Origin of the sequence: Rheinheimera soli (genome assembly GCF_021290985.1) — a bacterium.
GTDB classification, from domain to species: domain Bacteria; phylum Pseudomonadota; class Gammaproteobacteria; order Enterobacterales; family Alteromonadaceae; genus Pararheinheimera; species Pararheinheimera soli.
On the sequence record NZ_JAJOYU010000016.1, the window covers coordinates 1 to 25,517 of the forward strand.

General features: G+C 45.3%; 23 protein-coding genes. 17 read left to right on the plus strand and 6 right to left on the minus strand.

Annotated features, from left to right (window positions below; translation table 11 throughout):
* From LSG37_RS12230 to LSG37_RS12275, 10 genes are all read left to right on the plus strand, one after another.
* On the plus strand, window positions 1-406 hold a 406-nt coding region (locus LSG37_RS12230; protein WP_233080138.1), incomplete at its 5' end, for a TnsA endonuclease C-terminal domain-containing protein.
* The gene (locus LSG37_RS12235; protein WP_233080139.1) at window positions 393-2,483 is read left to right on the plus strand and encodes a Mu transposase C-terminal domain-containing protein; all 2,091 of its coding nucleotides are present in this window, start codon (window positions 393-395) and stop codon (window positions 2,481-2,483) included. The genes LSG37_RS12230 and LSG37_RS12235, both read left to right, overlap by 14 nt.
* On the plus strand, window positions 2,476-4,086 hold the full coding sequence (locus LSG37_RS12240; protein ID WP_233080140.1) for an ATP-binding protein: 1,611 nt from the start codon (window positions 2,476-2,478) through the stop codon (window positions 4,084-4,086). Before LSG37_RS12235 ends, LSG37_RS12240 begins: the two co-directional genes overlap by 8 nt.
* A 2-nt stretch (window positions 4,087-4,088) precedes the next feature.
* Window positions 4,089-5,600, plus strand: coding sequence for a TnsD family Tn7-like transposition protein (locus LSG37_RS12245; protein WP_233080141.1), 1,512 nt, complete (start codon window positions 4,089-4,091; stop codon window positions 5,598-5,600).
* Window positions 5,601-5,604: 4 nt separating this feature from the next.
* The gene (locus LSG37_RS12250) at window positions 5,605-7,227 is read left to right on the plus strand and encodes a Tn7-like element transposition protein TnsE (RefSeq protein ID WP_233080142.1); all 1,623 of its coding nucleotides are present in this window, start codon (window positions 5,605-5,607) and stop codon (window positions 7,225-7,227) included.
* A gap of 144 nt (window positions 7,228-7,371) precedes the next feature.
* Window positions 7,372-7,656, plus strand: a complete 285-nt coding sequence (locus LSG37_RS12255; RefSeq protein ID WP_233080143.1) for a hypothetical protein — start codon at window positions 7,372-7,374, stop codon at window positions 7,654-7,656.
* Entirely contained in the window at window positions 7,649-7,969 is a 321-nt protein-coding gene (locus LSG37_RS12260) for a helix-turn-helix domain-containing protein (RefSeq protein WP_233080144.1), read from the plus strand. Before LSG37_RS12255 ends, LSG37_RS12260 begins: the two co-directional genes overlap by 8 nt.
* 3 nt (window positions 7,970-7,972) lie before the next feature.
* Window positions 7,973-9,013: an ImmA/IrrE family metallo-endopeptidase gene (locus LSG37_RS12265; protein WP_233080145.1), complete on the plus strand. Its 1,041-nt coding sequence runs from the start codon at window positions 7,973-7,975 to the stop codon at window positions 9,011-9,013.
* Window positions 9,006-9,647, plus strand: a complete 642-nt coding sequence (locus tag LSG37_RS12270; RefSeq protein ID WP_233080146.1) for a C1 family peptidase — start codon at window positions 9,006-9,008, stop codon at window positions 9,645-9,647. Before LSG37_RS12265 ends, LSG37_RS12270 begins: the two co-directional genes overlap by 8 nt.
* A 3-nt stretch (window positions 9,648-9,650) precedes the next feature.
* Complete coding sequence (locus LSG37_RS12275) at window positions 9,651-10,436, plus strand: thymidylate synthase family protein (RefSeq protein WP_233080147.1); 786 nt, start codon at window positions 9,651-9,653, stop codon at window positions 10,434-10,436.
* Here the strand turns inward: LSG37_RS12275 and LSG37_RS12280 are convergent, their stop codons facing one another.
* Genes LSG37_RS12280 through LSG37_RS21410 form a run of 3 tightly spaced genes read right to left on the minus strand, consistent with a single transcriptional unit; the run spans window position 10,437 to window position 12,568 of the window.
* Window positions 10,437-11,075: a uracil-DNA glycosylase gene (locus tag LSG37_RS12280; protein ID WP_233080148.1), complete on the minus strand. Its 639-nt coding sequence runs from the start codon at window positions 11,073-11,075 to the stop codon at window positions 10,437-10,439.
* The gene (locus LSG37_RS12285) at window positions 11,072-12,259 is read right to left on the minus strand and encodes a nucleoside triphosphate pyrophosphohydrolase family protein (RefSeq protein ID WP_233080149.1); all 1,188 of its coding nucleotides are present in this window, start codon (window positions 12,257-12,259) and stop codon (window positions 11,072-11,074) included. The genes LSG37_RS12280 and LSG37_RS12285 overlap by 4 nt, the downstream gene beginning before the upstream one ends.
* Window positions 12,260-12,301: 42 nt before the next feature.
* A complete protein-coding gene (locus LSG37_RS21410; protein WP_366515561.1) occupies window positions 12,302-12,568 on the minus strand; it encodes a DUF4031 domain-containing protein in 267 nt (88 codons plus the stop codon).
* A gap of 46 nt (window positions 12,569-12,614) precedes the next feature.
* Between LSG37_RS21410 and LSG37_RS12290 the strand changes: the two genes are divergently transcribed.
* The 4 genes from LSG37_RS12290 to LSG37_RS12305 all read left to right on the plus strand — a co-directional run bounded on the left by LSG37_RS12290 (window position 12,615) and on the right by LSG37_RS12305 (window position 16,209).
* On the plus strand, window positions 12,615-12,950 hold the full coding sequence (locus LSG37_RS12290) for a helix-turn-helix domain-containing protein (protein WP_233080150.1): 336 nt from the start codon (window positions 12,615-12,617) through the stop codon (window positions 12,948-12,950).
* Between the two features lie 695 nt (window positions 12,951-13,645).
* A complete protein-coding gene (gene ltrA, locus LSG37_RS12295) occupies window positions 13,646-15,034 on the plus strand; it encodes a group II intron reverse transcriptase/maturase (RefSeq protein WP_233080151.1) in 1,389 nt (462 codons plus the stop codon).
* Between the two features lie 239 nt (window positions 15,035-15,273).
* A complete protein-coding gene (locus LSG37_RS12300; protein ID WP_233080152.1) occupies window positions 15,274-15,699 on the plus strand; it encodes a YeeE/YedE family protein in 426 nt (141 codons plus the stop codon).
* A gap of 84 nt (window positions 15,700-15,783) precedes the next feature.
* Window positions 15,784-16,209 carry a DUF6691 family protein gene (locus tag LSG37_RS12305; RefSeq protein WP_233080153.1) on the plus strand — a complete coding sequence of 142 codons (426 nt, stop codon included), beginning with the start codon at window positions 15,784-15,786 and terminating at the stop codon, window positions 16,207-16,209.
* A gap of 51 nt (window positions 16,210-16,260) precedes the next feature.
* On the opposite strand, the gene LSG37_RS12310 is transcribed toward LSG37_RS12305, so the two are convergent.
* Window positions 16,261-18,345 (minus strand): putative bifunctional diguanylate cyclase/phosphodiesterase, encoded by a 2,085-nt coding sequence (locus tag LSG37_RS12310; RefSeq protein WP_233080154.1) that lies wholly within the window; start codon window positions 18,343-18,345, stop codon window positions 16,261-16,263.
* Window positions 18,346-18,479: 134 nt separating this feature from the next.
* Between LSG37_RS12310 and LSG37_RS12315 the strand changes: the two genes are divergently transcribed.
* From LSG37_RS12315 to LSG37_RS12325, 3 genes are read left to right on the plus strand one after another with little or no spacing between them, the layout of a single operon-like run.
* A complete protein-coding gene (locus tag LSG37_RS12315) occupies window positions 18,480-19,049 on the plus strand; it encodes an Hpt domain-containing protein (protein WP_233080155.1) in 570 nt (189 codons plus the stop codon).
* The gene (locus LSG37_RS12320; protein ID WP_233080156.1) at window positions 19,049-23,533 is read left to right on the plus strand and encodes a response regulator; all 4,485 of its coding nucleotides are present in this window, start codon (window positions 19,049-19,051) and stop codon (window positions 23,531-23,533) included. Before LSG37_RS12315 ends, LSG37_RS12320 begins: the two co-directional genes overlap by 1 nt.
* Window positions 23,523-23,957 (plus strand): response regulator, encoded by a 435-nt coding sequence (locus LSG37_RS12325; RefSeq protein WP_233080157.1) that lies wholly within the window; start codon window positions 23,523-23,525, stop codon window positions 23,955-23,957. The genes LSG37_RS12320 and LSG37_RS12325 overlap by 11 nt, the downstream gene beginning before the upstream one ends.
* On the opposite strand, the gene LSG37_RS12330 is transcribed toward LSG37_RS12325, so the two are convergent.
* Together LSG37_RS12330 and LSG37_RS12335 are read right to left on the minus strand one after the other, a co-directional pair.
* On the minus strand, window positions 23,954-24,889 hold the full coding sequence (locus LSG37_RS12330) for a helix-turn-helix transcriptional regulator (protein WP_233080158.1): 936 nt from the start codon (window positions 24,887-24,889) through the stop codon (window positions 23,954-23,956). The genes LSG37_RS12325 and LSG37_RS12330 overlap by 4 nt on opposite strands.
* A 35-nt stretch (window positions 24,890-24,924) precedes the next feature.
* On the minus strand, window positions 24,925-25,248 hold the full coding sequence (locus LSG37_RS12335; protein WP_233080159.1) for a nuclear transport factor 2 family protein: 324 nt from the start codon (window positions 25,246-25,248) through the stop codon (window positions 24,925-24,927).
* Window positions 25,249-25,517: the final 269 nt, after the last annotated feature.

Consider the following 25,517-nt stretch of genomic DNA (forward strand, 5'->3'; position numbering starts at 1 on the left):
AGTGATCGAACGGCTGCAACTGGAAAAACGATACTGGGAAGATAAACAGATACCATGGGCTATCATCACTGAGAAGGAAATCAGCAAAGAGGTGGTGATGAATATTCAGTGGCTTTATCCTGCAGAAAGCGAAAAGGTTGCTGAAGACGAGTTGCACCACCAATTCCAACTGTTTCAAAACCAGTTTGATAAACAACCAAACGACTCAATTATCAAAATAGCTCAGCAGTTGGACCTTGCGTATAACCAGGAATCCGGTCAGGCCCTGTTTTGGTTGCGCCATCTACTGGCCAGACGTTATTTCCAGTTTGATATTAATCTGCCCTACCGAAAGTTAATTGCAGCAAATCTCATCGCTACTACCTTTGAAAAGGAGATCACGGAGGCCAACTATGTTTCCGGTTAATCAGGTTTTTAAACGTGGTGAGTTGTACTACCGGCTGTTGTGGCTGGATGGCGAGCTTTCATTCTGGATTGATCTGTATTCGAAAACTGCATGGCCAGAGCAGATTGCTGTAACTGGTATTGAGCAATTATTAATTCTGCAGGAAATAACCCGGGTTGATGACCCCTGCTTCAGTCTTGTTGCACGCAGCGTAGAAGAAGGCTCGACTGACAGGCAAAAGCGCGAGTATGCCTGGTCTATTATCAAAGATGAAATTGAAAATACTGCCCTGTTTTATCCTCGAGAGCGCGGCGCTGCTGTAAAACGTATGATGGCCGTCAGTGGTGCCACTCACCAGACGATAAACCGTTTTATTCGTCGCTATTGGCAGCGTGGTATGTGTAAAAACGCATTACTACCGGATTACGTAAACTCAGGCGCTAAAGGCAAACCTCGGCAGTCTGAAAAAGCTAAGTTGGGCAGGCCAAGGACTGTACGGTCAGGTGTGGGTACCAACATTACACCTGTGATCGAAAGAGTATTTCACCAGGTTATTACCAGCAAATTACTCATCGAAAAGAATACGGCCGTAAGCCAGGCCTATGCCAGTGCGTTGAATTTGATTGGCGCACTGATGCCAGAGCTCCAACCTGAAGAACTGCCAACACCTGAACAGTTCCGATACTTCTATCAAAGCCGATATGCCAAAACGCTGGTTGTTGAAAAGCAGCATTCAGCGGTTAAATTTGCCAAAGATATCAGGCCATTAAAAAGCACGTCGACAGCAGAAACCTTTGGCCCGGGCCACAGGTACCAGATTGATGCCACCATTGCTGATGTTTATCTTTTGTCTGAGCATGACCGCCGCCGGATTGTTGGCAGGCCAGTGATCTACATAGTGCAGGATGTATTCAGCCGGATGGTTGTTGGCCTCTATATTGGCTTTGAAGGGCCTTCATGGGTTAGCGCGATGATTGCGCTTGCTCATATAGTTGAGGATAAAGTGGCGTATTGTCAGCGGTTTGGTATTGAGATCTCAGAAGAGGATTGGCCCACCAAAGGTTTACCTGCAGTCATTCTGGCTGATAAAGGGGAAATAAACGGTACCAAGGTTGAAAAGTTTGCTGAGGCTTTTGGAGTTCGTATTGAAAACGCTACTGCCCGTCGTGGTGACGCTAAAGGCATTGTCGAACGAGCCTTCAAAACAGTTCAGGACGAATTTAAACCCTACACTCCTGGCGTTGTTGAAGCGGTTATGAGTACGAAACGTGGCGGCCATGATTATCGTCAGGACGCAACGCTGAACCTACCAGAGTTCACCCGAATTATTCTGGCCTGCGTGCTTTACCACAATACCGCTAAAGGTTTGGAAGGATATGACCGTACTGAGAATATGCCGACTGACTTACCCTTAATTCCTATCGAATTGTGGCGCTGGGGTGTGTCGAATCTGACTGGCAGGCTTCGCACTGCGCCAGAGCAGTTGGTCCAGATTAACCTGATGCCGCACTTTGAGGCGACAGTTTCAGAACTTGGCGTCAATTTGTTCAACTGTTTCTATACTTGCCCTGAATTGATTAAAGCCGGCTGGTTACATCGCTCCGGAACCAAAAGGCCTGACAAGGTATTGGTCGCCTACGATCCAAGAACAGCAGATCATATCTATATCAGACCTTCTTCCGATTTAAGTGAATACTGGGTTTGTGACCTTACCGATCGCAGCAGGCGTTTTCGTGGTTTGTCATTTTGGGATGTTTGGCTTATCACCAAAGAAGAGCGAAAAACCGATGCCAAGGTGCGGATGAGTACTGCAGTAGCTAAAGGGAAGTTGATTCAGCAGATTGAAAATATTGTGGCTGAAGCCGATGAAAAACGGACTGAAATTAAGCGGCCAGGAGTTAAAAAACTGGGGCAGCATATCAGGCAAAACAAGCAGTTAGAAAAATCAGTAGAGCGACAGGTGTCAGCGTTCAGACCGGAACGAACTGAAACCAGTACGCCAGCACAAGTGGTGCCTATTCGTAGCAATGCTAATGAAGATTGCCGCTTCCCAGACATGACGGATTTGATTTTTGGGGAAGACACAGGCAATGAATAACCCAGTGCAAGGCCGCATCCCTCATGCTGAATATATAGACCCTGGCTTGCCAGAGTATCGAGATAACCCTCTTATTTCTGCTTTGCCGCCAATATATGATGTCAAACAAGTAGTCGAAAAACTGCGGCTTAAACCTTTGTTTGATGCTGCAGAGCGAAATCTGGATGGACGGCTCAGAGTTCATACCATAGCCCGATTACTGAATCATTTCTTTCAGCCGTTGAATCACCATCTGGAGCTCGAACAAAAAATATCGCTGATATTGCGCCAGGGCTATCTCAGTAGAAATCCTGCGCAGGGTGCTTATCACCTTCACCTGCAAAATGGATACAAACGGGTTCAGGACGAAGACCTGGATGCTTATGTGTTTGACCAGGTTCGTTCCAGTGCAAATAGCTTGTCATTATTTGGTTGCTCAGGATGCGGTAAGTCCGAAACCATCAATCGAATTTTTTCGGTCTATAAGCAAGCCATATTCCATCCCGAATACAACATAACTCAACTGACCTATCTGAAAGTGGAATGTCCGGGGGACGCTGATCTGGATGAACTCTGTCTGAGCTTTTTTAACGAGGTCGACCGGGTTTTGCATACTCAATACAGTATTTCTCACGGGCGGAAAAAACTGGGTACCAAGCGGCTGATGGCCAGCATGTGCCAAATCGCAAATCTGCATGCACTAGGGGTTTTGGTGATTGATGAGGTGCAAAACCTTAATGAAGCCAGGTCGGGTGGTGCAGAGAAGATGCATAACTTCTTTGTGTCCCTGGTGAACACTATTGGTGTGCCGGTGATCCAGATTGGCACTCATCGAGCTCGTAAGTTTTTCCAGCGAACTTTTCGCGCTGCGCGGCGTATTTCAGGGTTTGGCAGTTTGCTTTGGGACAGGTTACCCAAAGACAAGCAGTGGCAGTTGCTCCTAAAGCAACTCTGGGAATACCAGTGGTTGCGCAAGGCCGAGCCATTCACTGATGAACTCGGCAATGTAATGTACGACCTGACACAAGGCGTCATGGACATAGTAGTTAAGCTTTATGTGTTGGCCCAGGTCAGAGCTATTGTGACTGGTATGGAACGTATCACTGTTCAGTTGCTGAAGCAGGTATATGACGACGAGTTTAAACCTGTTCATCCCATGTTAGCCGCGCTTCGCAGCAATGATCCGAGCTCAATAGAGCAGTATGATGATCTGCTGATGCCGGATATTGAAGCACGGATGTTCTCCATGACGTCGTCACTGGAAAAGACAGTTCCTGAAAATATTCGCTCAGAAGTATCTACTGATAAGAGCAAGAAGCTGCTTGCGCTGTTGTTGCAAATGGACATCCCTGAGGATATTGCTATTCCGCTTGTTGATCGGATTGTTCGGCAGCATCCTGAGCTGTCAGTGGCCGCTTTGGTGCATAAAGTCACTGAATACACCGCAGATGTCAGTAAAGAACCACCAAAAATCAACCGGATAAAAAGAACTCAATGGCTGGAATTACCAACCAATGATTTACGTTATTTGTACGCCAGTAGTGATAAAAACAATGTATATCAGCTATTCAAAGAGCAGGGGCTGATTTACGACCTTAAATCAGTCAGGGACAGGACTGGCTAGCTATGCTGGCTTACTTCCCCAAGCCTTATCCGGACGAGCTGTTGTACAGCGTGCTCGCCAGATGTAAGGTTCACATGGGGATAGAGAGCCCTAAGCATTTGCTGGATCTTCTCTACCAAAAACGCACCGTCATTGCTGTACCAGACTTACCAGCTCAACTGCAGTTGTTGTGTAACAGTCTCCAGCATGTACAGCAGCTAAACGCTAAACAACTTCTCTACCAAAGAACCCTGTTCCCGCTGTATGCCTCTTTTATTCCCGAAAGCCGTAAGCAACACCTGACAGATTTGCTGGTCAATAGTGACGGCTCTGCTGTGTATGTGGAGATAGGTATGAGCGCTGGTACGGTAAAGCTACCAGCGTTTTTTCGATATTGTCCTTTGTGTATGAATGAGCTGCAGCAAGAGTATGGCGAGTTTGCCTGGTTACGGCGTTGGCTGGTACCTGGTTATCAGGTGTGCCATATCCACGGTTGCGAGCTTTGTGACTCTATACTGCCGCTGAGATCTATCCATAGGCACGAATATTTGGCAGCATGCCCTCAGTATTGTGAAGAGTTCGCTCTAAACACAAATCGCAGTTCTAAGTTGGTACAACTTTCTTCCAGTATTATGGAGTTGTTGGCCATAACCGAAAACCAGAGCCCTACATATCACCAATGGACGTTGTTCTATCGAGAACTGGCTGCTGAAGCCGGTATGCAAAATGGGATGCAGGTTTCAGGTACTGAGCTTCACAGCAACTTCAGGAGTTACTGGCCGAATTCATTTTTAGTGCCACTGAACCTTGTGCCTGTGGGCCCCAGTTCCTGGTTATTAGCTATGTTTCGCAAACACCGGAAGTCTTTTAGCTACCTGCAGCATTTACTGGTTTGGCAGGTACTGAAACCTCAACTCTCAATATCTCAGGTACTGGCTTGCGTGCACTCATTCCCTGAATCGGCCAGCAACTCACAAAAAGTGGTAACGGAAGGGCCAATTAATCAGGCTGACCGTGATCGCTGGCTTCAGTTGTTGCAATCTGGTCTTAGCGTAAAGCAAGCAAGAATTCTGTATAACAAAGCCTTGTATGCCAGATTGTATCGACATGACCGAACCTGGTTGCTAGAGACTAACAAGGGCTGGTATTTAAAGAGGACAAATCACAGCAATACAAACTGGCATGCCAGAGATAGGCGCTATTTACGCCAGTTGTATCAGGTGTTGGCGTTAAGGGATTTGGAGCTTAAAACGCCAAGGCAGAGCCGGAATTGGTTTTTAAAGCAGCTCACGAGATCATCGACCGCTGAAAAACATTTATCAAAGTTACCCCTTTGCCAATCCTTCTTAAATAGGTACAGTGAGACTGTTGCTGAATTTCAAATACGGCGATTAACCTATCAGGTTTTGTTGGATCGTCAGAATAATCAAAGCCATCTGTGCTGGGAATTAGAGCGGTTGTGTGGATTAGCCACTGGCCGTACTCGACCGCTGACATTGAAGTTTATGGAATTGTTAGAAAGGGAAGTCTTGTAAATCAATGCAGAAAAAGCTCATTAAGAAAATTCCGGTTAATGCCCGATTAGTTGGTTTGGGTAATCAATTCCGCAGAGATGTCCCGTCTGATTTCTGGCATTTTTCTGCATACTTCAACAAAGAAGACGGTACAAGCCACAGCGACAACTTCGATCTGGAGGCGATGTGCTTAATGGGCCTTGGCCGCACTTTTACTCAGAACGAGCACTTGTTTACCTCTGGTGGGTATCGGAAAGCATTAAAACTGCCGCCTGTAGAACAGTGGCAAGAAGCCAGACTTAGCAGCTTTCAGCGATTATCTAAGAAGTTATCAGGCACGAAAGAAGTCGCAAATCAGCGTTGTTTTCTATTCCGGTCAGATGGTTTAAAGGTCTGGTTGCCCAAGCTGGAATTAGCCAGAAAGTTGTTTTTCCACGCAGGCTTTTTGGTCCGGGCAGCTTACCAGCCCAATGCTCTTGATCTGATGTTCAACGTGAAAAGCTGGGAGTTTGATACCACTTATCTTATTGAAACCCTTGATGCAAACGGAGCTCCTGTTGAGTTTATCCGTCAACCTGTCTATCGGTCGTTTTTATCCTGGCTGTTATTAAACAAGGATATTCGTCAGTCCTTTAACTCAATATGGCAATGCCTCAACCAAGAACAGTTCATTGCTAATGGTTATTGCAGATGGGCGTTTAATTTCATTCCGCCAGCAGGTTTGTCAGGCTTGGATATGGATGTTCATGGCGTTTTCAACGAAGAAAAAAATGAGTTGTTGGTTTGGGAAATCAATTCCATCAAGGTATTACCAAATACGGTATTGGGTGAAACCCTTTTTAGCCACCCGAAACTAAAAAATCATGTACGCACTCCAGGTAGCAAGGGCGGTGGCTTTGGCGGCCAAGGAGGAGAAAATCTTTTAATAGATACCGAGCTTGAGCCTTCGACAGATACGACCAAGATTTTGCTGGATTTGCTCTCGGAAGGTTTGCAGATAAACCATCCAATTCAGACGAAGGTGAAGTACGCTGGCGAGAGATCTTCTGGTTATGGTAAACCGAATCAGGACGATGACGACTCTAGTAATACTCAGCAGGTTGTTGGCACCAAAGATGATGTAGAGGGCGGACAGGGCAAAGCTGCTGATTTTGACGCATTACAAGAGTCGGATAATGATACCGAGCGATTCAAAGACCGCTTTAAAGTGTTTATCGACTTAATCAAACAGTTGGCAAACGAACCGGATTTAGAACTTATCAGCCTGGTTGTAAAACCTCTCCCAGAGGTAAAGCGTTGTCACCTTCACCTTATGGCTGACGGAACAGAACGCTGTTATCTACTGGCAAAATTTGTGGTTGGAGAGCAGGTTAGATATGTCTTGGAAGTTGATACATCGGATAACAAAAGGCAGATATCCACGAGAATATTTAGCCTTAGAGATGAGTTTTTTGAAAACGAATTTGTCAAACTGGCATTAGGTCTACTACTAAAGCGTTCGCTTAGCTGGCCAACTAATGTTTTTGATAAACATTGTCTTAAAGTATTTCGCGTAAAGCATCCAAGCTCGAAAGAACACTATTTCGGTCGATGGGTTAAACGTCTAAATCACGGGGTAAGGTTTTTGTTTACAGGCTCGGAGCTATGACATAGTTATATTTAACAGTAGATATCTTTGCAATTGAATGAACGCTCATGTACCTTGTATTTATACAGCCTATACACAGATCCTTGACTTATATAAGGATCTAGAACACACTTGGATAGTGTGTTTTTATACAGTGGTTATGTCATGGATAAACTGAAAAAACAGATTGAAGACATGCTGTCAGCATTCTGGGATGAGCGAGCTTTGGTTGGCGACACGTCTCAACAGGGAGAGGTTGGTATTGAGTCAGTGATTGTTCCGCTTGACTCGTTTTCCGCTGTGGAAATCTTAGCTGAATTGGACGCATTTTTGGGCGTCCATACACCTGATTCGGTTATAAAAAATGGTGGTTACACAACGAAAGAAGAATTCGTTAATAATCTGTCTGATCAGGTTATGTGTTTTCTAGTGAGTATTGACCATGAATAAGCATGTTTCACAGAGACTCAAGGATGGCCGTGAATATCTTGGATATTCGGTCGACGAAATAGCTCAAATCATAGGTATCGATGATTGTTTGCTTCGACAGATTGAAGCTGCTTCAGCTGAGGTAAGCGAAGCTGATCTGGATAGACTTTTAGCGTTTTATGGACTGAGTAAAGAGTGGCTTTTTAATGGCGGGGATATATCTTCAAAGGCTCAATTCTTAGCAAGATCCAAGGTCGGTTTGTCAGCGAAAGATTTTGAGGAAGTGAACCGGTTTGCGAGTTATCTACAAAACTCAAATAAAGGAAGTCGTTGAATCGTGGATAGAAGTACTGCTACAGCGGTAAGAAAAGCTTCTGAATTGATTATTGAGATGGATCTCAAAAATGCTCTTCATAAGAATAATAGGACAAGGATCAATCCTTTCTATATTGCTGCGACGCGTGGAGTAGAGGTTTTATTGAGGCCTTTGGACAAGCTGTTGGGGGCTTTTCTAAACGATTCTGTGCCGGGAATACTGATAAACTCTGAAAGGCCAGCCGGTTTAATAACTATGACATGTGCTCATGAGTTAGGTCATTTTTTCCTAGGCCATGAAGCCGCTTTTGACTTCGAAATAGATTATTCTCCCTCTGCATTAGAGATTGAAAGGCTCGCTGATACTTTTGCATATTCTTTACTAACGCCTTCTTGGTTAATTCCATATATATCTAACATCAAAGGATGGGGTGTTTCTGATTTAAATAATGCAGAACACATTTATCAGTTGTCTCTTCGTTTAGGCATTAGTTACACGGCAACAGTCCTCGCCTTAGTTCGTCAGAAGATAATTACCCAATACTCCGTCAAAGAGTCTTTACTAAAAACTTCTCCCGCATCAATAAAGCAAAGAATCATTTCTGGGTACTCTACAGATGGCTTCAGTGTTAAAGGAGACATTTGGCTTGTTGATGATCAAGATAAGCATTTTGTTATAGAGCCAAAAATTGATGATGTCATTTTGGCAAAATTAAAGAATAAAAGTAGCTCTGGATTCATTTGGAGTTTGGAATGCAGTGTTGATGCCGGTTTTCAAATAGAGCCGTTGCTGATTCCTTTCGACGAAAGTAGAAAAAACCACTTTAACGAAGATTCAGCTGTTGGTGAAGGTGAAGATGTCCTTATGAGGATAAAAACAAACCAACATCCAAATGTCGGAGAGTTGTTTGAGTTTTCAGTGTATGAAGACCGCATATTTCAAAGAAGTGGAAGTGTTACAAATAAAAAAATATACAAAACAGAGTTTCATTCTTTTTATCCGGGTTTAGAAAAATCGTCGAAAGATAGAAAATGTGAAAGGATCTCTCAAAAAAATGATTAATGTTGTAAATAATCTTTCGAAAAGTTTTGGCTATGCAAGAGATCAGGGAGCGCGGCCAACTTGTTTAGCATTTTCAATCTCTGACATTAATATGTTCGCAAATTCATTAAGTGCATACTTAAGTGTGGAATATTTGTGTTTCCACGCAGCTCGAAATATGGTTGGCTGGAAAATTGAGCAACCCTTTACGTGTAACGCCGTTATGAAAGCTGCAAGAGAAGCTGGTCAGCCTGCTGAGGTAAGCTACCCTTATGATCTCAATGACCAAAGCAAACCTTTAATGGAACCTCCGTCGTTTGGAGAGTTAAAAAAAGTAGATTGCCATTATGGGGTGGGTGATGTAAATGATGTTATTGATGCAATAGTTGTTGGAAAACCTATCATCATTATCATATCCCTAACTCAGAAATTTATGAGTCCGGAAGGCGGGGTTGTGGTTGATGAACCGAAGCCTGAGAATGTCTATCCGGGACTTCATGCAGTCCTGGTTGTTGGACACGGCAAGATGGCCAAGAGCAATGAGCAATACTTTTACATAAGAAATAGTTGGGGTACCGAATGGGGTGAAAACGGTCATTCCTGGGTTTCGTATACTTATTTGTGTAGACATCTGGCAGGTGTCATAGGGATATAGAAAATGGCGTTTCTGATTTGCGAAGATGGAATTGTGAGTGCATGGCTTCGGGCTGTAGAGTATTTAAATAAACAACCCAAGAAAGAGTCTAACAACATCATATTAGATGTTTCCAACCCTTGTAAATTAAGCGCATCCGCGAAGTTAACTATAGATACGGTAAGTAGAAAAATTAATGCCGTTGATAGTTCAAAATCAATATCAACGGTAGCAAATACGATTTTCCCTCAGAACTTATATGACCGATATGGGCGTCCAGCTTTTTATAATAAATTTCACCAATGCTTTGATAGAGCAAAGGAGAAGGGTACATGGGGTACTTATTTTGAGAGGATGACTAAAATCGGCCGGGGGAAAAACGGTTCACCAATAAACCAGTTGGAATTAACAATAAGAAAGTTGACGGAGCAACGTAAATATAAAGCCGCGCACGAGGTTTCTATTTTGGACATCGAAAATGACTACTTAGTGGAAGGTAGCGAAATCGCGATTTATGAGCCGTTAAGATTTGGTAATACGTTTATGAATATGCCGTGCTTAAGTCACATATCGTTTAAAGTGTCTTCACAAAAACTGGATATGACAGCAGTGTATAGATCCCATTACTATGCGTCTAAAGCTCTTGGTAATCTAGTTGGACTGGCGCAGCTATTGAACTATGTTGCACGAGAAAGCCATATTGAGTCTGGACGATTAACATGTGTTTCAACACTAGCTAAGCTTGATCCACGTGCTTTAGGTGGCGTCAAACACATACAAGAACTGCTACAGCCACCTTTACCTGTTTAGTTATTGCATTTTAATGGCGTAAAGTTCTTTAATCCCGCTCCTAAATTCATTTACTCCTCCATAACTGGGGTGCCGAACCTTTTCCACACTAATACCAAACCTAGATGCATATACTGCGGCATCATTGCCAATGGCAATTATACGTTTTATACCAAGCCCCTTAATTAAGATTGCATTGATTTCTTCTGCAACACTTAACTCCTTTGCCGTAAATTTCCTGTTTGAAAATTGGTTCCCTGCTTCGTATGGATGAAAAGGAAACACATTCCACAGCAGTGGAGGCAAATTTAGTTTAGGTAGCAAGCTCCAAATTTCGTCAGCTGTTCTTTCTTTAATCGACGGCCCAGTAGTGGATTTCTTGATGACACTACCTGGATAGACTTCGCAAAAGGAAGTTAAGTGTCTCTCATCCGTAAGTGCTAGACCCGTTCTACGACCACCTCTGTACCCCAAATCTCTACCCATCCACATTGTTTCAATACCGAGAAGAGCTGATACTCTGATGAACTCTCTTAAATTATTTCTTCTTATTACAGCAGCATCGACCTCGTCATACTGATCACATTGATCTGCGTATGGGTTGAAGACGTTTGTCAGTTGTACCGAAGAAATATCAGTAACGAAGCTATCGATGTTCATATGGGCTGCCCGTGTTTTGTAAAAGTTATAGTTCTATTGTTCAGATCAACCTTAATTGTTCCTGCTCTGTGCTGGACCAGCGAACGATACATTTTAAAACCATCTAAAATGGCCATTTCCCATTGCCACAATGGACATTTTTCAACCTCACAACCTTTTACTAAATTTGCGACTTGCTTCAAGAGTGAATATTCCAATTTCCCAACTTCAACATTGTCGTAAAAGTTATTTTCACCATCTCGAGCATGGTTGAATATCCATGTGGATATCCCTTCTTCAATGATTATAGCCCTTGCTCCATCCTCATTTTCATCAGTCGCCGGGTTGGACTTTCGTTTAACCTTAAGTAAAGCTCTCAGAACAGGCGACCAACCTAAATGGGTAAGATAGGCAAGATGGAAGACATCATGAAATTTATAGTCATCTTTTTGGTGGTTGTTATCTGTGAGTCGATCACCAATATTGACCCCATTCATCGTAATGAAACAATATACTTTGTTGTTGACAGTTCGTTCTTCAAACACCATTTCGAAACTACGTGAAAATCTCTCGTTCTCAGGGGATGACTCATCAAACAAAGGGATGTAATTTCTGTCCTTTTCTGAGGGCCAGCGGCTTGCATTTTTTGTGAGGTTTTCTTCAGCCACGTCCTCAATCGTTAGATCCAAACTCGCAGAGGTGATTGCCAATTTAGAAAGCGCTTCAGCTAAAATGTCTTCCCTATCATTAGCTTGCGTTGATGGTTTGATTTCCATGATTTTGTTTACAGACGCAATCATCTTTTTGATTACAGATGATCTGTCGTTTATGTCATGTTTCGCGGGGTCGGCCTCGATTTGAGCGTGTATTACTCTAAATGTTGGAGTTCCATTTTTTCTGCCGCCGAGAATTTCCAGGCATTTATTCCCGATGGTTGATGGCGGTATTTCAAACGCCCGGGCTAACGCAAATAAGTACCAAAGTGCATCTCCGAGCTCCTCACCTGATATATGAGCCTCTTTTGGACTTAGGGTATCTCGTTTCACCTTTTTAATAGCTGATAGTAGGCTGCCTATCTCACCGTAGATGCCGTACAACAGCATCTCAAATTCGTGTTCATTTTGCTGCAGGCGGTCAGTCTCCCCGGAGAGCGTTGAGTACTCGTCTAAGGTTTTGGGTTTACTCTTAGTATTTAAAGGTGCCATTTTCTTTCCTTGAATAAGTAAGTACCTAAAACTAGATAACCACTACTTAGATAGCATTTCAAGCTTCATTTTTTTTGCGCACGAAATCATAGTGATCCTGTCTCCTTCCCGTGCACCCAATCTCAGTGCTTTCGTCCTTACCGATTTTGTCACGTCGTAATGAGGGTAACTCGCCTTTGCTTGAAACCATTGCCTTTTAAGCCCTAGCTCAGTAGCAAAACCATGCAATTCGTCTAATGAGTCTGCAACTAAGTGACACCATACCTTCCCTTTCCAAGGGATCTCTACGTTATCAACATACACAGCCATATCTCACCTTGCTTTTTGCAAATTTTATTGCAAAAATATACGTGAAATGAGCAAAAAATTCAAGCAAGATGAGACAGAAATTATAGGTTTGTCTCTCAAGGAATATAGACAATCACGGGGGCTAACACTCCGTGAAGTGTCTGATTTATCAAAAGTTCATACTAGTCAGATCTCCAGGATTGAGAACGGGATTTTTAAATTTGGCTCAAAGAATTTTGATGAAATTTGCAAATTTTATGGTGATGAATTTGCAAAATATCATCAAAGGAAAGACATGATTGCAATTCGAGCTAGTAAGATTGCTGCCCGCTCTCCGAAGCATTTGGAGATTATGTTGAAAATTTTAGATTTGCTGGATGACACAGAGACGCTACGGTCCTAAAAGTCGTTGAGCGGTAGTTGTTTAAAATCGCGATTAGTTCTTGAAGACGTTAACCGATGATGAAACTTTATTTTCGAGTCTGAGCGGGGGGAAATCTAGTCTGGTAACGACATGATGAAACTTTAGTTTTGTCCAAGGCCACCCCGATTTATAAGGATTGGGGTTGCAGGCGGGGTCACGTTAAATCTTTATTTTTAAACGACATTTTTATAAAGCCTGGGTTTTCCCAGGCTTTTTTATTTGGTGCGCCAGGCATGGCGCGTTGCGCGTAAGCGCAGCCAGATTGACTGTGGTAGTCAAACTGGTGACTTGGAGGTGTAAGTCCTCTACACACCCGGCAAGGGGAAGTGTTAGCTGAACGGCAAGGGTGTTCATCGTGAGATGAAATCTGAAGGAAGCTGAAAGCAAAATGCTGGCCTGACGAACAGGAAGCGGCTTAGGCGCTGTAGCAGGGTAAGGTGGCAAATATCACTAAAGCCCAATACTTGCACGGAATGCTACAACGTAAAGTCGACAGGTATAAGCAGGAAGGTCGCGCGAATTACCCTGGGAGGTCTGAACACCTGCCACAGTGCTACTGACATCGGGAGGTGTTGGGATGGAGGTTCAGAAGTCAGCCGAGGCCGTAGTAGTGCTTTTAACCGATAGCATGAAGGGCTGAACATAGTTAACCGTGATTAGGACAGTGGACCTCGATGTTGATTGATGATGCACAAGCGCAGGCGACTGCGGCCATGAACAGAGGACGCGAACAGAATTCGCCGGTGCTGATTGATGGTGTTGAAACCAACACGGCGGCCAGTGGGCGAACGAAAGCGGAAATGTCGTTAACGATAGATGCAGTGATAAGTCGCGAGAACCTGATGCTGGCGTATCAGCGGGTGGTGGAAAACAAAGGTGCGGCGGGGGTGGACAACCTCAGTGTGCTGGAGTTAAAACCATGGCTGAAACAGTATTGGCCGAGCGTCAAAAGTACACTGACGGCAGGCAGTTATCTGCCACGGGCAATCCGCAAAGTGGATATCCCAAAGCCAAATGGCGATGTGAGAACACTGGGCATCCCAACCGTGGCAGACCGATTGATTCAGCAAGCGATAGCACAGGCATTAACACCTTATGTAGAACCGACGTTCTCAAAATCCAGCTACGGCTTCAGACCCAACCGCAATGCGTGGCAAGCGGTGCGCCAAGCACAGCAGTTCATTCAAAGCGGCAAACGTTGGGTTGTGGATATGGACTTAGAGAAATTCTTTGACCGTGTGGACCACGACATTCTGATGTCGAGATTGGCACGGACTATCAAAGATGAGCGGCTCCTCAAACTCATCCGCCGTTATCTGGAAGCAGAAATGGTGGATGGAAAAGAGGTGATAAAACGCGATAAAGGCATGCCGCAAGGTGGCCCATTGTCGCCGCTGTTATCGAATATCCTGCTGGATGAACTGGACAAAGAACTGGAAAGGCGAGGCCACAGCTTCTGCCGCTACGCCGATGACTGCAACATTTATGTCAGCAGCCAAAAGGCGGGTGAACATCTGCTGAAAGACATCAGTGAATTCTTAGTGAAAACACTGAAACTTCAGGTGAATGTGCAAAAGAGTGCAGTGGCAAGACCATCAGAACGGAAGTTCCTTGGTTATAGCTTCACATGGCACAAAGTGGCCCGACTGAAAATTGCAGCCAGTAGCGTGGCGAGACTGAAAGAGAAAATCAGAACGCTCACCACAGGAAATGGTTCAAAATCAGTGGCAAAAGTTATCAGTGAACTGACACCGGTACTGCGCGGGTGGATAAGCTACTTCCGATTGACCGAAATCAAAGGTGTGCTGGAAGAGTTAGATGGCTGGATAAGGCGCAAACTACGTTGCCTCTACTGGCGACAATGGAAACGAGCTTTTACCCGAGCCAAACAACTGATGAAAGCAGGTCTGGATGAAATCAGAGCATGGAGTTCAGCTTGTAACCAACGGGGGCCGTGGTGGAACTCCGGTGCCAGCCATATGAATCAGGCTTTAAAGAAGAACGGGTTCGAGAGGCTGGGACTGGTATCACTGCTGGATTGTCACCGACAGTTCCAGTGTTAACATGAACCGCCGTATGCGGAACCGCACGTACGGTGGTGTGAGAGGACGGCGGGAGTGATCCCGCCTCCTACTCGATCAGCGAAAAGCTCCTTGTCTCTGACTTTTTGCTGTTATCTACTCTTGTTTTTTAGTGTTCACTAATATATCTAAATGGTATATGCTTATATCCATAATTTAGTTTGTTGGTTGCAAAATCAGCAGCTCTATAACTTCAGCACTATTAAGCAAAGAGGGTATTTATGATTGACTGGACCCATTTTACGCCGGAGTCGGCTTTAGTGGGCGGGCTAATGATTGGGCTTGCTTGTGCTTTGTTGTGGTTATTGAATGGTCGTATTGCTGGTATCAGTGGCATTACTGCCGGAACTTTTATCTCCGCAGGTACTGAACGAAACTGGCGGCAGGCTTTTGTTTTGGGTTTGGTGTTGTCGTCCTGGTTGTGGCTGATGATGGCGCCTTTGCCTGTGGCTGAAGTCACGGGCAACTATGGCTTATTGGCCGCTGCCGGTTTATTGGTCGGCATAGGTGCACGTTTAGGTTCGGGCTGCACCAGTGGTCATGGCGTTTGTGGTTTAGCCCGTTTATCTATGCGTTCGCTCGCCGCCACCCTGACGTTTATGGGCGTGGCAGTGGTCACTGTTTTTATCGTCCGTCATCTGCTGTAAGGGGATCATGATGAAAAATTGGCAGGATAGACAATTTTCACAGCCGCAGGCTGCCCTTCAGGGTGCGGCACATGGAGGTGCCGCATGAAAAAACACTGGTTTTTATCCTTAAGCGCTTTTATCTGCGGCTTGTTATTTGGCTTGGGTTTATTAATGGCTGGTATGGCAAATCCGGCCAAAGTGCTGGGGTTTTTAGATATAGCAGGTCTTTGGGATCCGTCTTTGGCTCTGGTGATGATTGGCGCCATAGCCATTGCTTTTGTTGCCTTTTGGTATAGCAAAAAAATGCCACAGAGCCTGTTAAAAACCAAATTCAACTGGCCTGATGCCACTGCTATTACCCGGCCTTTATTGGCTGGTAGTGCGTTGTTTGGTTTAGGTTGGGGTTTAGTCGGGTTATGCCCTGGCCCTGCTTTAGTGCTGGCTGGCACAGGCTCTGTTGAAGGTCTGATTTTTATAGTCTTTATGCTGATTGGTTTTCGATTGGTGGATTACTTTCAGGCGAAGTAGAGTTCTTAGATCTTGCCTGATACTACTTTATTTACAACGCAAATCCGCAGATTAGCGTTGTAAATAGCCTTGAAAGTCTTCCGCCGACAAAGGTTTACTGAAAAAGTAGCCCTGACCCATCTGGCAACCTAACTCCAGCAGTTTGTCTTTTTGTGCTTCGAGTTCGATGCCTTCTGCTATGAGCTGTAAATTCATCGACTGAGCCAGAGAGATCACCGCTTTAACTATTTCCATATCGCCTTTGTCGGTCAGCATTTCATGCACAAAAGATTTGTCGATTTTCAGCACATCGACCTGAAATTTTTTCAGATAAGACAAACTGGAATAACCTGTACCAAAGTCGTCTATTGAAATACAAATACCGGCCGCTTTCAGCTGGCACAACATGCTTTGGGTTTTGCTGACATCCAGCATTAACGCACTTTCGGTCACTTCCAGTTCTAATAAGTCGGCTGGCATCTTCAGTTCAGCCATCAGGCTGTTGATTTGTTTTACTAAACTGGGATCGGCAAACTGAGCTGCGGCAATATTGACCGACACAGGCACCTGATACCCCAGTTGTTGCCAACGCAAACACTCCAGGCAGGCTTGACGCAGCACTTGTTGCCCCAGTTCGCCAATCAAACCCGTTTCTTCAGCCAGCGGAATAAATTCAACAGGTGGTACCCACTGGCCCTGATGGTTTTGCATACGGGCTAAAGCTTCAGCTCCTAATAGCTTACCTGTTTCTAAACAAAGTTTTGGCTGGTAATACACCTGCAGTTGGTGATTGGCTAAGGTTTCGCGCAACAGCAATTCCAACTGATGGCGATGGATAATTTGCTGTTCCAGTTCTTCGGAGAAAAAGCTGGTTCTGTTGCGGCCTTCAGATTTGGCTTTAAACATGGCGACATCGGCATGGCGCATGAACATTTCTATGGTTTGGGCATCGTCCGGATAAATACTGACCCCTATACTCACGGCTATCTGGTACTTTTTGTGTTCCAGTACAAAAGGCTGCTGGAACTGGCTATGCACCTGACTGCTGAACAAACCCACTTCGTCGATAGACCAAAGTTCGGGCAATACCAGCACAAATTCATCTCCGCCTAAACGGGCCAGCGTAGTGTCTGCACCACAAATTGACAGTAAACGCTCTGAAGCTTGTTTGATCAGCAAATCACCGAGGTTATGGCCTATGGAATCATTGACGTATTTAAAGTGGTCCAGATCAATCAGTAACAAGGCCGACTTGTGGCGCAACTGCTCTGCTCTTTTAATGGCTTGTTCGATACGGTCATATAACAGCACGCGATTGGGTAAGTTGGTTAAAGGATCATGATTGGCCAAGTGGCTCATTTTAAGCGCCAGCGCGGTACTTTCACTGACATCATGAAACACCACTATGCTGCCAAGGCACATGCCGCTGCTGTCGATAATAGGAGCTGCTGAATCTTCCACCTGATACAGCTGGCCTGTGCGTGACACCAGCTGACAATTCAGCGCCATAGCTACAACACGTTGTTCTTTTAACGCAAAATAAATAGGGTTCCAGTGTGGCTGCAATGTGTGGGCATCACGTAATTGCATCACTTCTTCTATAGGACGATTCAGGGCATCTTTAGCGAACCAGCCTGTCATTCGTTCGGCTATGGGGTTCATAAAGCTGATTTTTCCACTCAAGTCTGTGGCAATGACGGCGTCACCTATAGAACAGAGCGTCACCCGCAGCCATTCTTTTTCTGCTTCCACTTGCCGGCTGTAACGGCTTAAATCCAGCAGATTTTTGATGCGGATACGGCTGGTTGCCGCATGCAAAGGCTTACGTAAGAAGTCGATGCCTCCTTCGGATAAAGAGGATAATTCGTGTTCTGTATCTATATGGGAGGTAATAAATACTATGGCGATATCACGGGTTGCAGGGTCTGCTTTTAAGGCTCTGCAGACTGCAATGCCATCCATATCAGGCATTTCGATATCCAGTATGATCAGTTCAGGATGGTGTCGACGCGCCAGATCCAAAGCTGTAGCGCCATCTGTTGCAAAATACAAAGTCGCCATGCCTTGCAGCAGTTCGCGAAGCAGCATCAGAGATGAAGCCTGATCATCAACTAATAAAATTTTTGCTGCCGTGAGGTTGGATTGAGTGATATGCATCTGGCACTTCCCTGTTTTTTGCCCACGTTTTTAGTGTAGATGGAAAAATTAACCAGACAAAATTAACTGGATAAAGCGCGGGATTTTTCAGCCAAAGCCTATTATGCTGTGAGAAAGCGTCAGAGTGGCTCAATATGTTGTTTAATTTTAGTGTGCTGGAACAGTTAATGGGCTTTTCTAAAGATGCTTTTTTGCATTTGTCTCCGGCTGTTACTCAATTAATTGCGTCCACCCCTGTTGAAATACAGCAACTTACTCAGGCATACCAGCAACAAAATCATAAAGCTGTGGAGCATACTTTGCACAAGCTGCGGGGAAGCTATGCAACTTTAGGCGCCATAGATTTACCTGAATTATCACGGCCGCTGGAGCAGGCTTTGCATCAGAGTGGCCAGTTGCCCTCTGCCACTGACTTTGCTTTGTATCTGGATTGTCTGGAACAAACGTCAGTCGCATTAAAGTTATGGATAAGCCAGTTTGAACAAAGCACAGACAGCAGTTTGCCTGATGTTCAGCTTTATATTCAGTACCTTGAAAATTGTGATATGCAGGCCTATAGCTTATTTCAGCAACAAAGAGCGGGCTGGATCCGTTATCTGGGGCCAGACGAGTTTGTACTGATGGAGCAGGATATGATGGCGTTGGATTTTACCGCTGTGGCAAAACGCTTAACACATAAAGTAAATCACAAGGAACCCGGATAATGGCATGGCTGAAACGCAACCTGAAACAGCTGATTGCAGCTTTATTGCCGATGCTGTTGTTTGCGGCAACAGGATTTTGGGTTTCTGACTATTTGCAACAGCGTCAGCAAGAGCAAAATCAGCAGCGAATTCAGCAAAGCTTGGAGGTAAAAGCCAATCAGCTTGCAGATGCAATAGTCGAAAAAATGACCATTTACCAATATGGTTTACGTGGGGTACGTGGCGCTGTGCTGAGTGCTGGAGCTGAGCATTTTAGCTACCCGAATATACTGGCGTACAGCCAAAGCCGTGACATGACCACAGAATTTCCGGGAGCTCGTGGTTTTGGCATTATCCGTAAAGTGACACCTGCCGAGCTACCGCAGTTTTTAGTAAAGGCTGAAGCTGAAAATGGCGATGCTTTTAGCTTTCGTCAGCAAAATAGCCATAACCATGATTTGTTTGTGATCCAGTACATAGAACCTATGGCAGAGAACGAAGAAGCCATAGGTTTTGATATTGCCTCAGAACAACTGCGTTACCAGACTGCATTAAAGGCAGTACGGGAAAATAAAGCGGTGATCACGGAACCCGTAACTTTAGTGCAGGCGCAAAACAAAAAATCTCAGGGGATTTTGTTGTTAATGCCCATTTATCTGCAAGGGAAAGCACCTGAAACTGCTGAAGCCCGCTATCAGCAGTTGTATGGTTTGGCTTATGCGCCTTTAACCATAGATGAAATCTTATCCAGTATAAAAATGGTGGGTGCAGAGGAAGTGCAACTGGAGGTGATCGATATTGATTTTGATCCTCTGCAAGCTTTTTATACAAAAACCGTAACAGCTGTTGTTTTACCTGATTATCAGGCTGAGCATAACTTGTCTGTTTTTGGCCGCAACTGGCAAGTGCGGCTGCAGGCAACACAGAATTTTGTCGATGGACTGAAGTTACCAAAGCCACAAAATCTGTATTACATCAGCCTGAGTATCACTGCTTTGCTGATTGTCATCTTTGCTTTTGTGCAGCTCACACTGTCGAGGCGTTTACAGCTTACCAGGCACAGAGCAGTGCTGGCGGCCATAGTAGAAAACGCCAATGAGGCGGTGATCGGAACTGATCCGCATGGTTTGATCAGCAGTTGGAACCCTGCGGCAGAACAAATGTTTGGTTACACCGAATATCAGGCTATGGGCCGCACTATCAGCCAACTTATAGTGCCGGCGACACATCTGGATGAACAACAACATCTGGAACAAGAAGTACGTAAAGGTCAGAAAATCCGTTATATCCAAAGTGTGCGCCAGCATAAATCAGGTCTGTTGTATCCGGTCTCGCTTAATCTTTCGCCTATTCTGGACGAGGCAGGTCAGTTTATAGGCTGCGCGCTGACGGTTAACGATATTAGTCATATCAAACAGGCCGAACAGAAACTGCAACAAGCCAATGAAGAGCTGGAGCATCAGGTTGAATTACGAACCGCTGAAATTGAGCAGGTATCAGCCTTGCAGCGCAGCATTCTGCGTAATGCCAACTATGCCATTATTACCACTGATCTTAATGGCATGATTACCTCCTTTAACCCGGCAGCTGAAACTATGTTGCAGTATAAAGAAGCCGAAATTATTGGTCGCTATGGTCCTGCTATCATCCATGATCCAGTGGAGATGGCGGAGTATTCCCGGCAATTGACCACAGAGGTGGGCCATCAGGTGGACGCTGATTTAACTGTGTTGGTTGAAAAAACCAAACAAGGCCAAACCGATAACAGAGAGTGGACTTATATTCGTAAAGATGGCAGTCGTTGCCCTGTGCAGGTTGCGGTAACTGCTTTATTGGACAAGCAAAATCAGGTGGTAGGTTATTTAGGTATAGCCCGGGATTTAACGCTGCAAAAAGAGCTGGAATTTGAATTGGCGCTGGCAAAAGTGTCGACAGAACAAAGCCCGGACTTAGTGTTCTGGTTAGACGATACATCGCACGTGATCAAAGCTAATCCTGCCGCTTTGGCGTGCTGTGCCGGGCATTTTAGCCTGGCTGATCTGGCGCTGCAGTTAGTGGGAGACCGGCTGCAACAGTTGATCCAAAGTACAGAACGAAAACGCAGTGTGCAGTTTGAAACCCAGTTTGAAGACGCTGGAGGGGACGCCATACCTTTATCTGCGACTTTGTCCTGGATCCGTTTTGAGCAGCAGGATTATTTTTATCTGGTGGCGCGGGACCGCTCTGAACAGCATAAAAGAGAGCTGGAACTGGCACAGGCACGACAACAGGCCGATGCGGCCAATAATGCGAAGTCTGCTTTTTTGGCCACTATGAGCCATGAAATCCGTACGCCGATGAATGCTATTTTGGGCATGTTACAACTGGTGCAGCAAACCAGCTTAACCCGTCGTCAGGAAGATTATATTCGTCAGACCGAAATAGCGGCTAAGTCTTTACTGGCCATTCTGAACGATATTCTGGATTTTTCCAAAGTAGAAGCCGGCAAGCTGGAAATGGATAGCCACAGTTTTGAGCTGGCTATTTTGATGGAAGATTTGGGCACTATTTTATCGGCTAATCTGGGCAGTAAAGATCTGGAAGTTCTGTACCAGTTTGATGAAGATTTACCCCAATTAGTGGTAGGCGACAGCCTGAGGCTGAAGCAGGTGCTGTTGAACCTGACGGGCAATGCCATTAAGTTCACCGAAAAAGGAGAAGTTGTTGTCAGCCTGGAAGTGACAGAGCGCACGGCGGAGGCGGCCAAAATTAAGTTTAAAGTGAAGGACACCGGCATTGGCATGACAGAACAACAACTGTCTTTGATTTTCCAGAGCTTTAGTCAGGCAGAATCTTCGATTAGCCGTCGTTATGGTGGCACAGGTTTAGGTCTGGCGATCAGCAAAGGCCTGGTAGAGCTGATGGGAGGCCAACTGTCGGTAGACAGCAAGTTGGGCTCTGGCAGCAGTTTTGAGTTTGAACTTTGGTTTAACTGTCTGAGCCTGAACGCTGCTCAGGCAGATTTATCTTTATTACAGGATTTAAAAGTGCTGGTGGTGGATGATAACCAGCAATCACGGCAGATCCTTTCTGAAGTGATGCGCCATTATGGCTGTGAGGTTGATTTAGCCCACAGCGGTGAGCAGGCGCTGGAGCTGCTGCAACATAACAACAGCTATAAACTGGTGTTGCTGGATTGGCTGATGCCGGGCTTGGATGGTTGGCAAACGGCAGAAAAAATTCGCCAGATTGTGCAAGGCCCGGATATGCCAGTGGTAATTATGGTCACTGCTCATGGTCGCGAATGTCTGGCGCAAAAACAGCAGGATGAACAAAGTCAGCATCTGCTGAATGGTTTTATTGTCAAACCTGTCACCCCAAGCCGTTTATTGGATGCTGTGCTGGATGCGCTGGCGGGCAAACAAATGTTTTCCAATGCGCTGCAGGATGCTGCGCCACGACAAAGCCGTTTAAACGGATTACAACTGCTGCTGGTGGAAGACAATCCTACCAATCAGATAGTCGCCTCTGAGTTATTGGCCCATGAAGGGGCTTTAGTGGATATAGCGCCTGGTGGCACTTTTGCCCTGGCGATGCTGGAGCAACAGCCTGATAAATACGATCTGGTGCTGATGGATATTCAGATGCCGGATATGGATGGTTATGAAACCACCAGACGTATTCGCAGCAAAGCCACTATGCTGACTTTACCTATAGTGGCCATGACCGCCAATGCGATGCAATCAGACAAGCAGGCTTGTCTGGATGCTGGGATGAACGATCATGTGGCCAAGCCCTTTGCCATAGATACCTTGGTCAATACCATTTTAAAGTGGTCAAAAGCACCGGTCGACGCCAATTTACCTGTCGAAGAAAAACAACTGCAGTTGCTCAACCCGGCTTTGGTTGATGCAGCTTTACAACAAGGTGTGCAACTGACATCGGCATTAAACCGCTTAGGTAATTCGGTGGCTGTGTATCATAAAACGCTGAAATCTTTTGTGATGGAGCTGGATGCCGCGCTGGTCAAACTACAGGCTGAAGCTTCTCCTTTGACAGAAAAAGAGCTGTACTTGCTGGCGCATTCGCTGAAAGGTTCTGCCAGTTCTTTAGGTATTGTTTGTTTATCTGAACCCGCAGCAGCTATTGAGCAATCCATTAAACAAAAAACGGCGCTGGATTTACCCAGAGCGCTGTCGAAGTTTGTTGCTGACGCGCAAGCTTTTGCTGCTTTTGCTCCTGTGTTGTTAGCAGAAACTGCACCAGCAACAGAAACATCTTCAGTTGCTGTGATGCTGACAGAAGCAGAACTGACTGTGCAACTGGAGCAACTGCAACAGTCGCTGCACAGCTTTAATATGAGTGCTTTGGATCAGTTTGCTGTGCTGAAAAATATGCTGCAAAACATCGATCCAAGGCTTTCAACCCAACTGGAAAGCGCTTTAGAACAATTAAATTTTGCCCAGGCGCTGCTGTACACTGAACAGTATTCCGCTCAACTAAAAGGTGTGTCTGATGAGTCCTGAGCCGTTACAACCCAAAGCAAAAGTACTGGTGGTGGATGACCAGCCGGTGAATATTCAGATCATTCATCAGATGCTCAATGCCGACTATCAGATTTTTATGGCCACCTCTGGTGCTCAGGCGATCAGCCTTTGTCAAAGCAATCCTCCGGATTTAATTCTGTTGGATGTGGTGATGCCAGAGCTGGATGGTTTAGCCACCTGCCGCTTGCTGAAACAGCAGCCTGAACTGGCACAAATTCCGGTGATTTTTGTCACTGGCTTACAAAGTCAGGAAGAAGAAACCCAGTGCTGGGAAGCTGGTGGTGCAGATTTTGTGATCAAGCCAGTGAACATAGTCACTTTAAAACACAGAATAAAAACTCAGCTAAAACTGAAACAACAAGACGACCTGTTGCAGCAACTGAAAAACAATACCCCCACTTAAGACAAGCTGGAGTACAAAGCTAAAATGGCCTGACTTTGTTGGCGCATTTCTAGTTTTAGTGCTTCCGGAGCCAACACTTTTGCGGCTATGCCAAGGGACAGCAACCAACAGGCTAATGAAGGCCAGTTGCTGCAGTTCAGCGTCATCACTACGCCTTCCGCGCTTTGTTGCTCTGCGGTTATCCCTTGCCACCACTCTCGCCTGGCTCGGTCTGCTGCTGTATGGGCAAATGCCACTTGTGCAGTCAGTTGGGCTGGAGCTGTGCCGTGCTGCAAAAAGTCTTTGGCATCAAAGTTGGTTCTGGCCTGAAACTTGTCGCTGTGTAATTGCAGGTTCTGCATGCGGTCAGTGCGAAAATCACGGAAGCCTTGTCGTAGCCTGCACCAGGCAATCAGATGCCAGCGGCCAAGGTAAAACACCAAACCCGCCGCTTCTACTTGTCGGCTGCTTGGGGTTTGGCTGACGTTCTGGTAGTCAAAACTCAACAGCTGTTGCCGTGCTATGGCTTGTTGCAACACCGACAAATCTGCCTGTTGTGGATGTTCTGTATGGGGTGTTGCCATGCCTTTGGCCAGAACTTCCAACCTGTGTTTAGCTTCATTAGGTAATACGGCTTTAATTTTATCCAAAGCGGACTGCATTTTTTCGTTATAGCTATGGGTGGTCATGCGTTGCGCCAGCATTACGCCTGTCGACAGTGCATAAGCTTCTTGTTCTGAGAAATTCACCGGTGGCAGCAAATAACCTTTCATCAGGCTATAGCCAACCCCGGCCTCCGCCAGAATAGGCACTCCAGCTTCACCCAAAGCAGCAATATCACGGTAAATAGTACGTACACTTAAACCAAAATGTTCTGCCATGGCTTCGGCTGTGCAGGTACGGCGACTTTGTAAATACAATATCAACGCCAGCAGGCGATCAATTCGGTTCATCAGTTTCTCTTACTATCGGCGCGTTACAGCTATAACTAACGGATCATCAGACGGCTGATTTTGCCATCCTGCAAGGCAAATATATAGTTTAGCTGTATTGGGCTGTCCTGGAACTGGCCTGATACTTGCGTTTTTACCCAGACTTCACCATAACTGCGTTGTGTTGCCAGCACCTGCACCACGGGCTGATATTTTTGTTGGGTATGTTGTAACCAATGCCTGATAGACTCCAGCCCTGTCAATTGCTGGCCTTCGTCAAACACACAAGCGTCTGGATCAAAACACTCAGCCGCCAGTTGATTATTTCTGGTATTAGTCGCTGAAAAATAACGATCAATTGCAGTATCTAACATAGTCATGATGCGCTCCTTTTACTTGACCGCTTGAGGTTAGCAACCCAGACTGACAACTGTATGTCAGTAGCCTGATTGCTGAATGCAGAAAAAATCTGTTAGCAGATACGCCGTTAGCTGTTTGGGGTTAAAAACCTGATGTCAGGAGTTATTCAGTTGATCCTTTTGCCTTTCATCGCAGTAAAAATACTTCTGACCGAATGTCAGGCCATCTTTACTCAATCTTGACATTCACTTCGTTGCAGCGCTTCACAGGCTGAATTAGAGTAGGCGCG

Coding starts and splice junctions, on each gene's coding strand:
- LSG37_RS12270 (WP_233080146.1), top strand. CDS start 9,006: ATGATTAATGTTGTAAATAATCTTTCGAAAAGTTTTGGCTATGCAAGA.
- LSG37_RS12320 (WP_233080156.1), top strand. CDS start 19,049: ATGGCATGGCTGAAACGCAACCTGAAACAGCTGATTGCAGCTTTATTG.
- LSG37_RS12275 (WP_233080147.1), top strand. CDS start 9,651: ATGGCGTTTCTGATTTGCGAAGATGGAATTGTGAGTGCATGGCTTCGG.
- LSG37_RS12255 (WP_233080143.1), top strand. CDS start 7,372: ATGGATAAACTGAAAAAACAGATTGAAGACATGCTGTCAGCATTCTGG.
- LSG37_RS12240 (WP_233080140.1), top strand. CDS start 2,476: ATGAATAACCCAGTGCAAGGCCGCATCCCTCATGCTGAATATATAGAC.
- LSG37_RS12310 (WP_233080154.1), bottom strand. CDS start 18,345: ATGCATATCACTCAATCCAACCTCACGGCAGCAAAAATTTTATTAGTT.
- LSG37_RS12245 (WP_233080141.1), top strand. CDS start 4,089: ATGCTGGCTTACTTCCCCAAGCCTTATCCGGACGAGCTGTTGTACAGC.
- LSG37_RS12330 (WP_233080158.1), bottom strand. CDS start 24,889: ATGAACCGAATTGATCGCCTGCTGGCGTTGATATTGTATTTACAAAGT.
- ltrA (WP_233080151.1), top strand. CDS start 13,646: ATGTTGATTGATGATGCACAAGCGCAGGCGACTGCGGCCATGAACAGA.
- LSG37_RS12305 (WP_233080153.1), top strand. CDS start 15,784: ATGAAAAAACACTGGTTTTTATCCTTAAGCGCTTTTATCTGCGGCTTG.
- LSG37_RS12235 (WP_233080139.1), top strand. CDS start 393: ATGTTTCCGGTTAATCAGGTTTTTAAACGTGGTGAGTTGTACTACCGG.
- LSG37_RS12285 (WP_233080149.1), bottom strand. CDS start 12,259: ATGGCACCTTTAAATACTAAGAGTAAACCCAAAACCTTAGACGAGTAC.
- LSG37_RS12300 (WP_233080152.1), top strand. CDS start 15,274: ATGATTGACTGGACCCATTTTACGCCGGAGTCGGCTTTAGTGGGCGGG.
- LSG37_RS12335 (WP_233080159.1), bottom strand. CDS start 25,248: ATGACTATGTTAGATACTGCAATTGATCGTTATTTTTCAGCGACTAAT.
- LSG37_RS12325 (WP_233080157.1), top strand. CDS start 23,523: ATGAGTCCTGAGCCGTTACAACCCAAAGCAAAAGTACTGGTGGTGGAT.
- LSG37_RS12315 (WP_233080155.1), top strand. CDS start 18,480: ATGTTGTTTAATTTTAGTGTGCTGGAACAGTTAATGGGCTTTTCTAAA.
- LSG37_RS21410 (WP_366515561.1), bottom strand. CDS start 12,568: ATGGCTGTGTATGTTGATAACGTAGAGATCCCTTGGAAAGGGAAGGTA.
- LSG37_RS12260 (WP_233080144.1), top strand. CDS start 7,649: ATGAATAAGCATGTTTCACAGAGACTCAAGGATGGCCGTGAATATCTT.
- LSG37_RS12250 (WP_233080142.1), top strand. CDS start 5,605: ATGCAGAAAAAGCTCATTAAGAAAATTCCGGTTAATGCCCGATTAGTT.
- LSG37_RS12290 (WP_233080150.1), top strand. CDS start 12,615: ATGAGCAAAAAATTCAAGCAAGATGAGACAGAAATTATAGGTTTGTCT.
- LSG37_RS12280 (WP_233080148.1), bottom strand. CDS start 11,075: ATGAACATCGATAGCTTCGTTACTGATATTTCTTCGGTACAACTGACA.